Source organism: Roseateles sp. Mitsp63 (genome assembly GCF_059491535.1).
In genome coordinates, this window is the sequence record NZ_CP168509.1 from 2,367,913 (window position 1) to 2,381,833 (window position 13,921).

The following is a 13,921-nucleotide window of genomic DNA, read 5'->3' on the forward strand; positions in this document are numbered from 1 at the left end:
GGCTGAGGGTGACAAGACCGGGCGGTTAGCTCAGCGGTAGAGCACTGCCTTCACACGGCAGGGGTCGCAGGTTCGAACCCTGCACCGCCCACCAAGTTCTTGTCGATGTCTCGCGAAATCCGGCAACCCGGTCCGAATACCGGGCGGTTAGCTCAGCGGTAGAGCACTGCCTTCACACGGCAGGGGTCGCAGGTTCGAACCCTGCACCGCCCACCAGAACAACCCCGTCAGCGCAAGCTGGCGGGGTTTTTTCTTTGTGGGCCTTTCCAGCGCGAGCCTCTTCGATCGCGGAGACAAAGCAGGCAAACATGGAGAGCGCGATAGCCATCGTCGAAGCCTGGCATGCGACGAAGGTCCAGAAGAACTCGGACGAGGTGACCTTCCGGATCTGGCTGATGACGGCCGGCTTGTTCCTTGTTTCGTTGCTGGGCATGTGCGTCTCCTGAAAGGAGCGCGATCATCCTGCGTTCAAGGGGGCGCGTCTCTCGCACATTCCAGTCATTTCCGAGGGAGCGGCAGAGAGAATTGCCCGATGCAAACCTTCCTGCCCCCGTCGCTCGTCGCGGTGATGCCGCGCTGCCTGCAGCTCGCGCGGCAGCCGTTGCCGGACGGATTGATTCCGCTGCGGCTGGACGGACTCGAGATCGGCCGCGTGCATCCGATGCGCCAGGTCTTGCTCGCCCAGGCGTGGCCCGAACTCGAGCGCCGCGACGGCGCGTTCTGGTGGGACGCGCGGGGCCTCGGTGCCGAGGCCCGATCGGAGCGTATCGGCGCTGTCGCGCTCGCGTTGAAGGCGCGCGGTGCGATCCCCGGCTGGCGGGGCGAGCGCTTCGCCTGTGAACGTCCCGTCGATGATCCCCGCGCGCAGCGGGGCGACGTGCTCTTCCGGCTCGAGCGCGCCGCGTTCCGCTTCTTCGGCCTGATGAGCCGAGCGGTCCACGTCAACGGTTTCCTGCCCGGCGCGCGGCTGGTCTGCGGCCGGCGCGCGATGTCCAAGGCGACCGATCCCGGCCGGCTCGACAACCTCGCCGCCGGCGGCCTGCCCGCCGATGAAGACCTCGTCGCCTGCGCGCGCCGCGAGCTGCTCGAGGAAGCGGGCGTGCCGATGACGATCAGCGCCTCGGTGCAGCCGCGCGGCGCCTTGCGCAGCACGCGGATGGAGCCGGAGGGCCTCCACGACGAGATCCTTCATGTGTTCAGCCTCCAGTTGCCCGCCGGCTTCACGCCGCGCAACGGCGACGGCGAGGTCAGCGAATTCCTCACGCTCGATCTCGAATCGCTCGCGCAGCGCCTGGCCGCGGGCGAGTTCAGCCACGACGCCGCCGCCGTCAGCGCGTTCGGCCTTCAGCATCCGCACGCGCTCGCCGACCTGCGCGGCTGATCGCCGGCCGGCTCGGCACAATCGGCGGTCATGGATCAAGTCGATGCGGTGGTGATCGGGGCGGGCGTCGTCGGCCTCGCGGTGGGCCGGGCGCTGGCGATGCGCGGCCTGGAGACGCTGGTGCTGGAGCGCGAGCACGCGATCGGCACCGGCGTGAGCTCGCGCAACAGCGAGGTCATCCATGCCGGGCTCTACTACCCTGCGGGCTCGCTGAAGGCGCGCCTGTGTGTGCGCGGCAAGGCGCTGCTCTACGCGCATTGCGAGTCGCATCAGGTCGCGCACCGGCGCTGCGGCAAGCTGGTGGTGGCGACGTCGCCCGAGCAGGTGCCGGGATTGCGCGCGCTGCAGGCGAAGGCGGCCATCAACGGCGTCCACGACCTGCAATGGCTCACGCGGGATGAAGCCCTCGCGCTCGAGCCGCAACTGCGCTGCGAGGCCGCGCTGCTGTCGCCATCGACGGGCATCGTCGACAGCCATGGCTTGATGCTCTCGCTGCAAGGCGACCTCGAACGACATGGGGGCGCGGTCGCGTTCGGCGCGGCGGTGAGCGCGGTGCGGCGTGATGACGATGGGCGGAGGCACATCGTCGACACCGCCGATCTGACGCTCGGCGCCCGCATCGTCGTCAACGCGGCCGGGCTGCATGCGCCGCTTGTCGCCGCCGCGATCGAGGGCCTGCCCGCCGTGCCGCCCGCGCGCTTCAGCAAGGGCTGCTACTTCGCGCTGCAGGGCAAGGCGCCGTTCTCGCGTCTGGTCTATCCACTGCCGCAGGATGCGTGGCTCGGCGTGCACCTGACGCTGGACCTCGGCGGCCAGGCGCGCTTCGGGCCCGATGCGCAGTGGCTGGACGTCGAGCGCCCCGAGGACATCGACTACACCGTCGATCCGGCGCGCGCCGAGGTCTTCTACGACGACGTCCGCCGCTACTGGCCCGCGCTCCCCGACGGGGCATTGCAACCCGCCTACAGCGGCGTGCGGCCGAAGATCCACGCGCCGCACGCGCCGGCTCCCGATTTCCGCATCGACGGCCCCGCGCAGCATGGCGTGCCGGGTCTGGTCAACCTGATGGGCATCGAGTCGCCCGGGCTGACGAGCGCGCTCGCGATCGCGGAAGAGGTGGTCCAGCGCCACACTTTCTGACACGGCCTTCAAGCGGCAGCAACGCGGGAACTCCACCATGACCGTCCTCATGCCCATCCATCGCAAGATCTCCTTCTCGCGCCTTCGCGGCGCTGTCGCGCCGGCGCTCGCGCTCGCGTTCACGGGCGGCGCGCTCATCGCCGCATGGGTGCCAGGCCTTGCCGCCACCAGGACGCCGGATGGCGCCCGCCTCGACGTGGCCGCCGAACCGGCGCCCGCGCCGACGGCCTGTCCGGCCGGTGTGGGCGAGGGCACGACCTGCCTGTCCGGCCAGGACAGCGCCGGCGCGTTCTACCTGATCGCGATGCCGAAGGCGTGGAACGGTGACCTGGTCGTGCATGCGCATGGCGGGCCGTTCCTGGGCGCGCCGACCGCGAAGCGGGTCGCGGAGGACCTGACGCGCTGGTCGATCATGCCGAGGCTGGGCTACGCCTGGGCGGCTTCCAGCTACCGGCAGGGCGGCGTCGCGGTGACGGCCGCGGCCGAGGACACCGAGCGCCTGCGGCGCCTGTTCATCGCCAAGGTCGCCAAGCCGCGGCATGTCTACCTGCACGGCCAATCGTGGGGCGCGAGTGTCGCGGCGAAGGGGGCGGAGCTGTTCGCCGACGGCAAGCCGTACGACGCGGTGCTGCTGAGTTCGGGCGTGCTGGGTGGCGGCACGCGCAGCTACGACTTCCGGCTCGACCTGCGGGTCGTCTACCAGTCCCTGTGCCACAACCATCCGCTGGCCAGCGAGCCGCAGTACCCGCTGAACATCGGCCTTCCCGCGGATTCGACGCTGAAGCAGCACGAGCTGGCCAGGCGCGTCGACGAGTGCCTGGGCCTGGACAAGCCGGCGGCGGAGCGCACGCCGGAGCAGGCGGCGAAGGTCAAGACGATCGTCGACGTGATCCATATCCCGGAGCGCAGCATCCAGTCGCATCTGAACTGGGCGACCTGGCATTTCCAGGACATCGTGACCCAGCGCACCGGCGGCGCGAGCCCGTTCGGCAACGCCGGCGCCGTGTACGCGGGGTCGGACGACGATGCCGCGCTCAACGCCGGTGTGGCGCGCTACCGCGCGGACCCGAAGGCAGTGGCGATGCTGTCGGCGGACGCGGACCTGAGCGGGAAGATCCCGGTGCCGGTGCTGACGGTCCATGCGATCCACGATCCGACGGCGATGGTGGAGCTGCAGGAGCGCTTCGGCCGCACGATGGCGGCGGCGGGGCGGGGCGATGCGCTGGTCCAGACCTACACGGGCGACAAGGATCACAGCTACCTGAGCGATCCGACGTACGCCGCGCTGATGGAGGCGCTGGGCGCGTGGGTCACGCAGGGGAGGAAGCCGACCGCGGCGTCGATCGCCGCGGGCTGCGAGCAGGCCAGGGCGAAGCTGGGATCGACCTGCCGCTTCGAGCCGGACTATCAGCCCAAGGCGCTGGAGACGCGGGTCGCGGAGCGCGATCGGCCTTGAGCGGAGCGCGGGCGCATTCGCCGGTCATGGCGCGCGCGGCGCGACCTTCATGGCCGAGTCGCCCGGCCTGAGCGTGGTGACGTGCACGCAACGCGTCGGCGCGGGCTCGCAATGGGTCACGTCGATCGAGGCCGAGCCGTCGCCCGCGGGCCGCAGCACCAGTTCCCGGTCATGCGGCCAGAGCCGGTTCACGGCGCCCTCGAGCAGGGCGTGCGGCACTGTTGGCAGCCTGAGCGCCAGGAGCGCCGTCAGCTCATCCCGATGCGCGGTCGTCGCGACATAGCGATAGAACCCCCACTGCTCGCGAATCGTCAGCGTGGCGTCCCGGTGCAGGACCGGCGCTCTGCTCGTGAGCGCCGCGATCGCGCAGGCTCCGGCGCACCGGCCATGGACCTCCACGGCGCGGGATCGCAGACTTTCGTCAAGCACGATTCGGACGAGCAGTGAATTGCCGCCTTGAATATCTCGGAAATGAAGGGTGTGGATTTCCGGATGAACGTCGAGCAGGGTTTCGATGCGCCGGATGTCTGAATTTTTCAGCGCGCCATCGGAGACCCAGAGCGCGCGGGCGGCAATATCGTGCCGCAGCGTGGTGCCGTGGGTCAGGGCGGGGAGAAGCAGGGCCAAGGCGAGCAGGCTTGATTTCATTTCCAGGAAAGCTTTTCAACAGCGGCGGCGAAAGCAGTCTGTTGTGAAGTTCCCGGTCGAGGGCTGAGGGTTATTGCCTTCAGCGAGGTTTCCCCAAGGCCTCATCGCAGCAAAGACGTCGCTCAACTGACTTTGATGAGTGGGTTTCCTGAATGATTCCTGCGAATATCTCCGGGAAACTCCTTGTGAGGAATTCGCAAAACCGGCGTCCTCGGTCTGGGGAGGAACGATAGAGCCGCAAGGGCATTTGGAACCGATCGCGCCTTGGGAGCCGGTCTTGCCCGCCCCAGGCTTCCTCGCGCCGGCTTCCCGCCGGCGGCTCCGCTGACTCGACCAAGGAATTCCGCCATGACCCGTTTCCCGCTGCGCAGCCTCCGTCCCGCGGACCTGGTGCGCGAATCGCTGATCGCCGGACTCGCCTCCGGCCTGCTGTCGGCGCTCGCCGTCGCATGGGGCAGCCGCGCCAGCGGCCATCGCGCCGTCGCGGGCCTGAACGCCCCCAGCCACTGGCTGTGGGGCGACGAAGCGCTCGAGTCGGAGGAACTGAACCTGCGCCACACGGCGGTGGGCGTCACGACGCACGTCGCGTCCGCGCTGTTCTGGGGCGGCCTCTACGGCCTGATGCGTGGCTGGCATCGCCGCCCGACGCCGCTCAACGCCGCCACCGACGCGATCACCCTCACGGGCGCCGCGATCGTCACCGACTACCTGCTCGTGCCCAAGCGCCTCACGCCCGGTTTCGAGGAGCGGCTCACGCCGCCCCGGCTCGGTGTCGTCTACCTCGCGCTGGCTGGCGGACTGCTGCTGGGCGCGCTGTGCACCGAGCGCGACTGAACCCTCGCCGCGGCCACTGCGCGCGTCACTCGATCGACAGCAGCGTCACCGATCTCGCCGGCAGCGTCAGCGAGCGCCCCAGCGTCCGGCGCTCGCCGGTCATGACGTCGAGCGCCGTCTCGCCGCCGCGCAGCATCTCCGGGAAACGCGCCAGATCCAGCTCGCGCGCCTCGCGCGCCTTGTTCAGCACCAGCATCAGCCGCTTCCCAGCCAGCCCCCGCGCCGCGTCGTAGCGGAACAGCACGTAGGCCTCGGCCATCGGCGCGTACTGCATCAGCGCGCCCTCATGCACCAGCCGCTCCGACTTGCGCCAGTTCAGCAGCCGCTTCAGCCACGCCTGCGCGCCGGCCTGGCGCTCCGTCAGCCCCGCGCCGGTGAAGGCGTTCACCTTGTCGCCCGCCCAGCCGCCCGGGAAGTCCGCCCGCACCGCGCCGTCGTCGCGATGGCGCGGGCTGGTCATCAGGATCTCCGAGCCGTAGAAGAACTGCGGGATGCGCCGCACGACGGCCAGGTAGGCCCAGGCCATCCGCGTCAGGTCCAGGTCCTCGTGCAGCACGCTGTAGGTGCGCGGCGTGTCGTGGTTGCCCTCGAACAGCACCAGGTTGGCCGGGTCCGGATAGACGAAGTCGTGCGCCAGCGCCTCGTACAGCCGCGTGAAGCCGCCATCGTGCGAATCCGGCTGGTTCAGCCCCGCCAGCAGCGCCTCCTGCAGCGGGAAATCCATCAGGCTGGGCAGCGACGACACGTAGCCATCGTGGTTGCGCTTGCCGGCCTGCCAGTACGACACCACCGCCGGATGCGGGCTCCACTCCTCGCCGACGATGTTGAGCCGCGGGTACTCGTCCTTCAGCCGCTTCGACCAGGCGGCCAGGAAGTCCTTGTCCGAATAGCTGTAGGTGTCGGTCCGCACGCCGGCCAGATCCGCCGTCTCGATCCACCACAGGCTCATCTGCGTCAGGTAGGTCGCCACCAGCGGCTGGCGCTGGTTGAGGTCGGGCATGCCCGGGCTGAACCAGCCGTCGCTGAAGCGCTTGCGGTCGCTCGGCGCCGCGTAGGGGTCCTGCAGCGACATGCGCGCGTGATGCGTCTCGGTGTACTGGGGCCAGGGGTTGACCCAGTCCGCCGTCGGCAGGTCCGCCATCCACCAGTGGTGCGCGCCGATGTGGTTCAGCACGATGTCCTGGATCAACCCGAGGCCGTGGCGCTTGGCCTCGACGCCCAGGCGCACGTAGTCGGCGTTGGTGCCGAAGCGCGGATCGACCCGGTAGAAGTCGGTCGCGCCGTAGCCGTGATAGCTCCACTGCGGGCTGTCGTTCACCGACAGCGGCGTGGGCCACAGCATCGTGAAGCCCATCGCCGCGATGTAGTCGAGATGGGCCGTCAGGCCGGCGAGGTCGCCGCCATGGCGCCCGCCCGGATCGTCGCGGCGCAGGCCCTCGGCCATGCCGGGGACCACGTCGTTGCGAGGGTCGCCATTGGCGAAGCGGTCGGGCACGACCAGGTAGATCGCGTCCTTGGGTCCGAAGCTCGCGCGTTGCGCCGAGCCGGGCGCGCGGGCGCGCAGCGGATAGGCGTGCTCGACGACGACCTGGCCCTCGCGCTTGAGCCGCAGCATCAAGGTGCCGGGCCGCGCCGACGGGTCGATGCGCAGGTCGATGAACAGGTAGTTGGGGCTGTCGCCACGCCGCGCGCCGATCAGCGTCACGCCGGCCATCGGCGCGATCTCGGCCTGCAGCGCGCCGATGCCGGCGCCATGCAGCATCAGTTGCAGCTCGGGGGACTTCATGCCGACCCACCAGTCCGGCGGTTCGACCCGGTCGAGCGTCACGGCGGCGGAAGAGACGGGAGCGGCCGTCGCGGCGGCGGCGGGAGTGTGCGTCATGGCAAACAGGCTGAGGGCGAGGGAAGCGAGGATCGCGGAAAGGCGGCGCGCGGGGTGGACGGTGGGCATGGCGGGCATCCTGCGCTCCCTTCAGCGAAGACGGAAGACCTGCACCGACAGCGGCGCGGCGTGCAGCGTGAGCCGGCCCAGCGCATCGGCGGCGAACGGCGCAGGCGGCGTGGACTTGGAGACTGGCGCCGGAGCAGGGTGGAGCGCGCTCAATCGCGCCTTCGGCGGCAGGCCCGGCAAGGCCACCTCGGCGGCGTCCTGGCCGTAGTTGATGACGACCAGCACGCGCTCGCCCTTGAACGCGCGCTGGAAGCCCAGCACGCGGCCCAGCGCGAACGGCGCCTCGTAGCTGCCGCGTGCGATCGCCGGCTGGCCATTGCGCAGCGCCAGCATCGCCTTGTAGAAATTCAGCAGCGAGCCCGGATCGGCCGCCTGCGCCTGCGCGTTGTGCGTCGCGATGTTGGGCGAGACCGGCCGGAAGGGCGTGCCGCTGGTGAAGCCGCGCGCGTCGGCGGTCCAGCTCATCGGCGCGCGCAGCGGCGAGTCGCCCGGCAGGCCGGTGACGCCGGCCTGGCCGATCTCCTCGCCGTAGTAGAGGAAGGGCGTGCCCGGCAGCAGCAGATAGGTCGCGGCGGCGAGCTTGTAGCGGGCCTCGTTCCCGCCGAACTGATCCCACGGCCGCAGGCCCGCGAAGATGTCGTGGTTGCTGAGCATCGTCGCCATCGACGGCGGCGCCTCGGTGAAGAAGCGCGCGACCTGGGCCACCGCCTCGGGCGCGTGGTCGCCGCCCTTGGCCGCGTCGATCACCGCGCGCTCGAGCCCGAACGCGAAGGCGCTGCCGCACAGCGCTTCGCGGGTGTAGACCTTGGGCTCCGCGGTCGCCTCGCAGACGACGAAGCGCCGCGGATAGCGCTTGATCTGGCGCGTGAACCACCCGGTCAGCGCGCGGCTCTCGGGCTGGTCGTTCCAGTCCCTGGCGCTGTTCTCGATCAGGTGCGGCACGGCGTCCAGGCGGTAGCCGTCCAGCCCGCGGTTGAGCCAGAAGCGCAGGTTGTCCGCGTGGTACTTCACCACCGCCGGGTTGCGCATGTTGAAGTCGGGCATGTGCGGCCCGAACACCGCGAAGTAGCGCGGCGTGCCCGCCGGCGCGTCGGGCTTGGGCAGCGCGCTCGCGCCTTCGGCCACTTCGGGGACTTCCTCGCCGGGCAGGTACCACGGCGTGTGGCCCCAGATGTCCCAGCCCCGCAGCGCCGGCAGCGGCTGCGACGACCACACGAACCAGTCGCGCCACGGACTCGCCGGATCCGCCGCCGCGGCACGGAACAGCGGATGCTCGCGCGCGCCGTGGTTGATCACGTAGTCCATGACGACGCCGATGCCGCGCCGGTGGGCCTCGCGGATCAGCGCGTCGAAGTCCGCCAGCGTGCCGTATTGCGGCTCGATCGAGCGGTAGCCGGTGGTGGCGTAGCCGTGGTCGCGGTCGGCGCTGGCGGTGATCGGCATCAGCCAGATGCCCTTCACGCCCAGGTCCTTCAGGTAGTCGAGCCGCTGGATCACGCCGCGCAGATCGCCGATGCCGTCGCCGTCGCTGTCCTGGAAACCGCGCACGAAGATCTCGATGAACGCGCCGTGCTGCCAGCCGTCAGGCAAGGTGCTGCGGCCGCGGACTTCCGCCACGGGCGACAGATCCACGGGGGCCGCCACCGGACCCGGCGGCACGGCCCGGGCGGGGAGGCTGACGCTCAGGCCCGCCACGCTCGCCACGGCGGCGAGCAAGGCGGCGACTGCGATGGGGCGGCGGGTCATCTCTGGGTTTCCATGTTCTTGTCTGTAGCAAAAGTACAGATTCGTCCGTGGTCTTGGAACGGCTTTGCGCGGCAGCATAGAAGGAATGACCTATGAATGGAAGTCCTGATCTCCATGGTTTGTAGTTTTGCTACTATCAAAAGGAAGGCGCGAGATCGAAATTCGAGCGAGCGCCGTCGCAGAACAACATGTCGATGGAGACCCGATGGCAGCGTCCGCCCGCCTGTTCCGCCTTTGGCCGCTGATGGCCGCCCTGGCCATCCCAAGCTTGAGCGCGCTGCCGGCGCGGGCGGCGGCTGATCAGTCGCTCGCGGCCTGTCAGGCGGAGCCGGGGACGCTGCTCGCTCCGCAATCTCCCACGCTGGCCGTGGCCCAGCCGGCGCCGCAGCCCGTCTGGCTCGACGCCCGGCGCCTGCGCTGGCCGGGCGTGTCGCTGGCCGACGGGCAGGTGGCGCGGCTGCATCACTCGGCGACGGGCGCGCTGGGACTGGTCGGCGACCGCATCACCGGCGCCGATCACAGCCTCACGCTGGTGCCCTCGACGCAGCCGCTGACCGGAGAGCTCGCTGCCCGCAGCGCTTATCTGGGCGACGGCGCGGAGCTGGCGCTCGCGGAGGCGGGCCAGCCTGGCGAGCTGGCCGCGATGCATCGCGGTCAGACGCTGGTGGCCATCGAGGATTCGCAAGGCCGCGTGCTGCGCTGGAGTGCGGCGCAAAGCGCGCTCGCGCTGGACGAGCTGTTCGCCGCGGCCGAGAACGAACCGGCGCTGGGCGTCTCGCTCACGCGCGCGGGGGCGGGCTTCAAACTGTGGGCGCCGACGGCGGATCGCGTCGAGCTCTGCGTCTACGGTGGGCCGGACAGCGCCGCCCGCGCGCGCCTGCCGCTGGTGCGTGACGACAGCACTGGCATCTGGTCCGCCATGGCTCCCGGCGTGCGCGGCGGCGCGTATTACCGCTACCTGGTGGAGGTCTTCGTGCCCGGCGTGGGCCGGGTGCGCAACCTCGTGACCGATCCCTATTCGGTGAGCCTGTCGGCGGACTCGGCGCGCAGCTACGTCGCCGATCCCGGCGAGGCGCGGCTCAAGCCGGCGGGCTGGGCCGCGAGCCGCATTCCCGATCGCGTGAAGACGCCCACCGACATGGTGATCTACGAGCTGCACGTGCGCGACTTCTCGCGCGACGACGAGAGCGTCCCCCAGGCGATGCGCGGCAAGTACCTGGCCTTCACGCAGCGCCACTCGCTGGGCATGCGGCATCTGCGCGAGCTTGCGCGCGCCGGGCTGACCGACGTGCATCTCCTGCCGGTCTTCGATCTGGCCACGGTGCCCGAGCGCGGCTGCGTCGTTCCGCGCGTGCCGAAGGCCGCGCCGGACAGCGCGGTCCAGCGCGCCGCCGTCATGGCGGCCGCCGACAGGGACTGCTTCAACTGGGGCTACGACCCGTACCACTACAGCGCGCCGGAGGGCAGCTTCGCCAGCGATGCCAACGATGGCGCGGTCCGCGTGCGCGAGCTGCGCTCGATGGTCATGGGGCTGCACGCGGCCGGGCTGCGGGTCGGCATGGATGTCGTCTACAACCACACGTCCGCGTCGGGGCAGCGTCCGCATTCGGTGCTGGACCGCATCGTCCCCGGCTACTACCAGCGGCTGGACGCCACCGGCCGCGTCGAGCAATCGACCTGCTGCGACAACACCGCCACCGAGCACCGGATGATGGGCAAGCTGCTCATCGACTCGGTGGTGCTGTGGGCGCGCGAGTACAAGATCGCCTCCTTCCGCTTCGACCTGATGGGCCACCAGCCGCGCGCGGTGATGGAGCAGCTGCAGGCCCGGCTGAAGCGCGAGCTCGGCCGCGAGGTGCCTCTGATCGGCGAGGGCTGGAACTTCGGCGAGGTCGCCAGCAGCGCGCGCTTCGTGCAGGCCTCGCAGCTGTCGCTCAACGGAACCGGCATCGGCACCTTCAGCGATCGCGGCCGCGACGCTGTGCGCGGCGGCGCGGCCGGGGACGATGCGGCGACGTCGATGCGCCGGCCCGGCTTCATCGTGCCGGCCGCGCCGGGCGGCGAGGGGAGCGAGGCGCGCCGCGAGGAGCTGCTGCGCCAGGGCGATCTCCTGAAGCTCGCGATGGCCGGCACGCTGCGCGGCTACCCGTTCGAGACCGCCGACGGCCGCCGCACCGCCGGCGGGCAGTTCGCTTACGGCGACCAGCCGGCCGGCTACGCGTCGGTGCCCGCCGAAGTCGTCAACTACGTCGAGAACCACGACAACCAGACGCTCTTCGACGCGCTCGTGCTGAAGCTGCCGCGCGCCACCTCCGCCGAGGATCGTGCCCGCACACAGGCGGTGGCGCTCGGCATCAACGCGCTGAGCCAGGGCGTCGCCTATTTCCATGCCGGCGGCGAGCTGCTGCGCTCCAAATCGCTGGACCGCAACAGCTATGACTCGGGCGACTGGTTCAACCGGCTCGACTGGTCCGGCCGGGACAACGGCTTCGGCGCCGGGCTGCCGCCGCCGGGCGACGGCGGCCGGGATGACGCGCTGCTGCGCCCGCTGCTCGCCGACCCCGCGATCAAGCCGGGGCCGGCGCAGATCGACTGGACGCGCCGGGTGTTCCTCGACCAGTTGCGCATCCGCGCCAGCACGCCGCTGCTGCGCCTGGCCGATCCGGCCGAGATCCAGCAGCGCCTGGTCTTCCACAACACGGGCCCGGGCCAGCAGCCGGGCGTGATCGTCGGCCGCCTCGACGGCCGGGGCCGCGCGGACGCGGTCTTCGACCGGCTGCTCTACGTCGTCAACGCCAATGCCGAAGCGGCGGCCCTGACCGTGCCCGAGGAAGCCGGCTTCGCCTGGCGCCTGCATCCGGTCCAGCGCGCGGCGTCCGCCGCCGACACGCGGGTGAGGGCGCAGGCCTGCGCCGACCCCGCCACCGGCCGTTTCCAGGTGCCGGCGCGCAGCGTGGCGGTGTTCGTCGTCGAGCGGCGCTGAGCCGCCGCGTGACGGCGTTCGCGCCGGGGAAGACCCGATCCGTCGCACAAGCGTGCGCATCCCGCGCGGCAGGACTAGCATGGCTGCTCAGCGGCCCTGTCAGAGGCCGTGTTTGGAGATGGTCATGGGAACGACGATTCCGGTCCTGAAGGGGTTCCAGGCGCTGAGGGCGCCGCTGCTGCTGGCCGCGGCGCTGCTGGCCGGCGCGCTGATGACGGGCTGCGCGACGCCGGCGCGCGACGCCGGCCCCGGCATCGACACCGCGCCGCTGATCCACGACGCGCTGTTCCCGGCCTCCACCGACGTCATCGATCCGGACCAGGTCATCACGATGACGCCGAAGATGCGCGAGTTCCTGCGCAGCCGGATCCCGAATGCCGGCGCGCACACGACGCTGACGATGGACGCGCGCGACATGCGCCACGCGCTGCTCGACGCGCTGTACACGCGCGGCGAGCTGCAGCTCGAGTACGACGCCGAGACCACCCGCACCGCCGCCGAGGCCTTCGAGGCCAAGGCCGGCAACTGCCTGTCGCTGGCGATGATGACGGCCGCCTTCGCGCGCGAGCTGGAGCTGCCGGTGGCCTTCCGCCAGATCTACGACGAGGAGCAATGGAGCCGCGTCGGCGACCTGCAGGTGGTGTCCAACCACGTCAACATCGCGCTGGGCCGGCGCAAGACGGAGTTCCGCGTGCTGGGCAGCGACGAGCCGACGCTGATCGTCGACTTCCTGCCCGGGGCCCAGATCGGGCGCCAGCGCGCGATGCCGCTGGAGGAGCGCACCATCGTCGCGATGTACCTCAACAACCGCGCGGCGGAGCTGATGTCGCAGGGGCAGCTGGCCCGCGCCTACTGGTGGGCCCGCGCCGCCTGGGTGCATGACCCGCGGCTGCTGACGGCGCTCAACACGCTGGGCGTGATCTACCGCCGTCATGGCGACACCGTGATCGCCGAGGGCGTCTTCCGCGCCGTGCTGCAGCGCGAGCCTTCCAACCTGCAGGCGATGTCCAACCTGGCGCAGTCGCTGCGCTTCCAGGGCCGGCTGGCCGAGGCGCAGCAGCTCGAGACGAAGCTGGCGGAGCTCCAGCCCTATCCGCCGTTCAAGTTCTTCGACCTTGGCCTGGCCGCGATGAAGGCCGGCGAGTACGCCAAGGCGCGGGACTTCTTCGCCAAGGAGATCGACCGCTCGGCCTACTACCACGAGTTCCATTTCTGGATGGCGCTGGCCAACGTCGGCCTGGGCAAGTGGGACATCGTGCGCGATGAGCTCGGCAAGGCCGAGGAGTACAGCATCACCGTGCGCCAGCGCCAGCTCTACGCGGCCAAGCTCGACAGCCTGCGGGCGAAGATGTCGAAGGCGCCGACCATCATGCGCTGAGGCGGCTCGGCGCGGCCGGGCCGCGCCGTTCAGACGGGATTGAGCGGCGGCAGCCCGTGGCGCGCGCGCGCGCGCAGGCCTCGTCGCCGAGGCCCAGGGGCGCGCGCATGCCGAATTCGCGGCACGGCGACGGGCGCCACTCGTAGATGCCGCAGCCGGCGCGCTCGCCGACCTTCCCCTGCAGCGCCGCGCAGTGCGGCCGCGCGTGGTCGGTGCCGCGCATGCGGCAGGTCGACTCCGTCACCTCGACCGCCAGGCCGTCCGGCACGGTGCCGCCTTCGCTCAGCAGCTCCTGGCGCGAGAAGTCGACGCGCAAGCTCGCGCAGCAGGCACCGCAGCGGGTGCAGGGGTTGTCGGCGATGGCGGACATGGCGGGGCAGGCGATGGGAAAGGGCAGGGACGGC

The 13,921-nt window shown here is 70.8% G+C and carries 11 protein-coding genes and 2 tRNA genes; 9 read left to right on the plus strand and 4 right to left on the minus strand.

Annotated elements, in window-relative coordinates; all coding sequences use genetic code 11:
- The first annotated feature begins 19 nt into the window (after window positions 1-19).
- From ACEN96_RS10440 to ACEN96_RS10465, 6 genes are all read left to right on the plus strand, one after another.
- Window positions 20-94, plus strand: a tRNA-Val gene (locus tag ACEN96_RS10440).
- 47 nt (window positions 95-141) lie between these two features.
- Window positions 142-216: transfer RNA gene (locus ACEN96_RS10445), tRNA-Val, on the plus strand.
- Between the two features lie 92 nt (window positions 217-308).
- Entirely contained in the window at window positions 309-446 is a 138-nt protein-coding gene (locus ACEN96_RS10450; protein WP_495587950.1) for a hypothetical protein, read from the plus strand.
- 86 nt (window positions 447-532) lie between these two features.
- The gene (locus ACEN96_RS10455; RefSeq protein WP_495587951.1) at window positions 533-1,381 is read left to right on the plus strand and encodes an NUDIX hydrolase; all 849 of its coding nucleotides are present in this window, start codon (window positions 533-535) and stop codon (window positions 1,379-1,381) included.
- Between the two features lie 30 nt (window positions 1,382-1,411).
- Window positions 1,412-2,521 (plus strand): NAD(P)/FAD-dependent oxidoreductase, encoded by a 1,110-nt coding sequence (locus ACEN96_RS10460; RefSeq protein ID WP_495587952.1) that lies wholly within the window; start codon window positions 1,412-1,414, stop codon window positions 2,519-2,521.
- 49 nt (window positions 2,522-2,570) lie between these two features.
- Entirely contained in the window at window positions 2,571-3,977 is a 1,407-nt protein-coding gene (locus ACEN96_RS10465) for a hypothetical protein (protein WP_495588589.1), read from the plus strand.
- Between the two features lie 24 nt (window positions 3,978-4,001).
- Here ACEN96_RS10465 and ACEN96_RS10470 read toward each other — a convergent pair whose 3' ends face one another.
- Window positions 4,002-4,625, minus strand: a complete 624-nt coding sequence (locus ACEN96_RS10470; RefSeq protein WP_495587953.1) for a hypothetical protein — start codon at window positions 4,623-4,625, stop codon at window positions 4,002-4,004.
- Window positions 4,626-4,973: 348 nt separating this feature from the next.
- Between ACEN96_RS10470 and ACEN96_RS10475 the strand changes: the two genes are divergently transcribed.
- Window positions 4,974-5,459: a hypothetical protein gene (locus ACEN96_RS10475; protein ID WP_495587954.1), complete on the plus strand. Its 486-nt coding sequence runs from the start codon at window positions 4,974-4,976 to the stop codon at window positions 5,457-5,459.
- A 25-nt stretch (window positions 5,460-5,484) separates the two neighbouring features.
- Here the strand turns inward: ACEN96_RS10475 and ACEN96_RS10480 are convergent, their stop codons facing one another.
- Window positions 5,485-7,341 carry a glycoside hydrolase family 13 protein gene (locus ACEN96_RS10480; RefSeq protein ID WP_495587955.1) on the minus strand — a complete coding sequence of 619 codons (1,857 nt, stop codon included), beginning with the start codon at window positions 7,339-7,341 and terminating at the stop codon, window positions 5,485-5,487.
- Between the two features lie 90 nt (window positions 7,342-7,431).
- Window positions 7,432-9,156 (minus strand): alpha-amylase family glycosyl hydrolase, encoded by a 1,725-nt coding sequence (locus ACEN96_RS10485; RefSeq protein ID WP_495587956.1) that lies wholly within the window; start codon window positions 9,154-9,156, stop codon window positions 7,432-7,434.
- 205 nt (window positions 9,157-9,361) lie between these two features.
- On the opposite strand from ACEN96_RS10485, the gene ACEN96_RS10490 reads away from it, so the two are divergent.
- Together ACEN96_RS10490 and ACEN96_RS10495 are read left to right on the plus strand one after the other, a co-directional pair.
- Complete coding sequence (locus ACEN96_RS10490; RefSeq protein ID WP_495587957.1) at window positions 9,362-12,139, plus strand: alpha-1,6-glucosidase domain-containing protein; 2,778 nt, start codon at window positions 9,362-9,364, stop codon at window positions 12,137-12,139.
- 124 nt (window positions 12,140-12,263) lie between these two features.
- Window positions 12,264-13,517, plus strand: coding sequence for a tetratricopeptide repeat protein (locus tag ACEN96_RS10495; protein ID WP_495587958.1), 1,254 nt, complete (start codon window positions 12,264-12,266; stop codon window positions 13,515-13,517).
- Here the strand turns inward: ACEN96_RS10495 and ACEN96_RS10500 are convergent.
- Window positions 13,507-13,887 (minus strand): YkgJ family cysteine cluster protein, encoded by a 381-nt coding sequence (locus ACEN96_RS10500; RefSeq protein ID WP_495587959.1) that lies wholly within the window; start codon window positions 13,885-13,887, stop codon window positions 13,507-13,509. The genes ACEN96_RS10495 and ACEN96_RS10500 overlap by 11 nt on opposite strands.
- Window positions 13,888-13,921 lie beyond the last annotated feature (34 nt).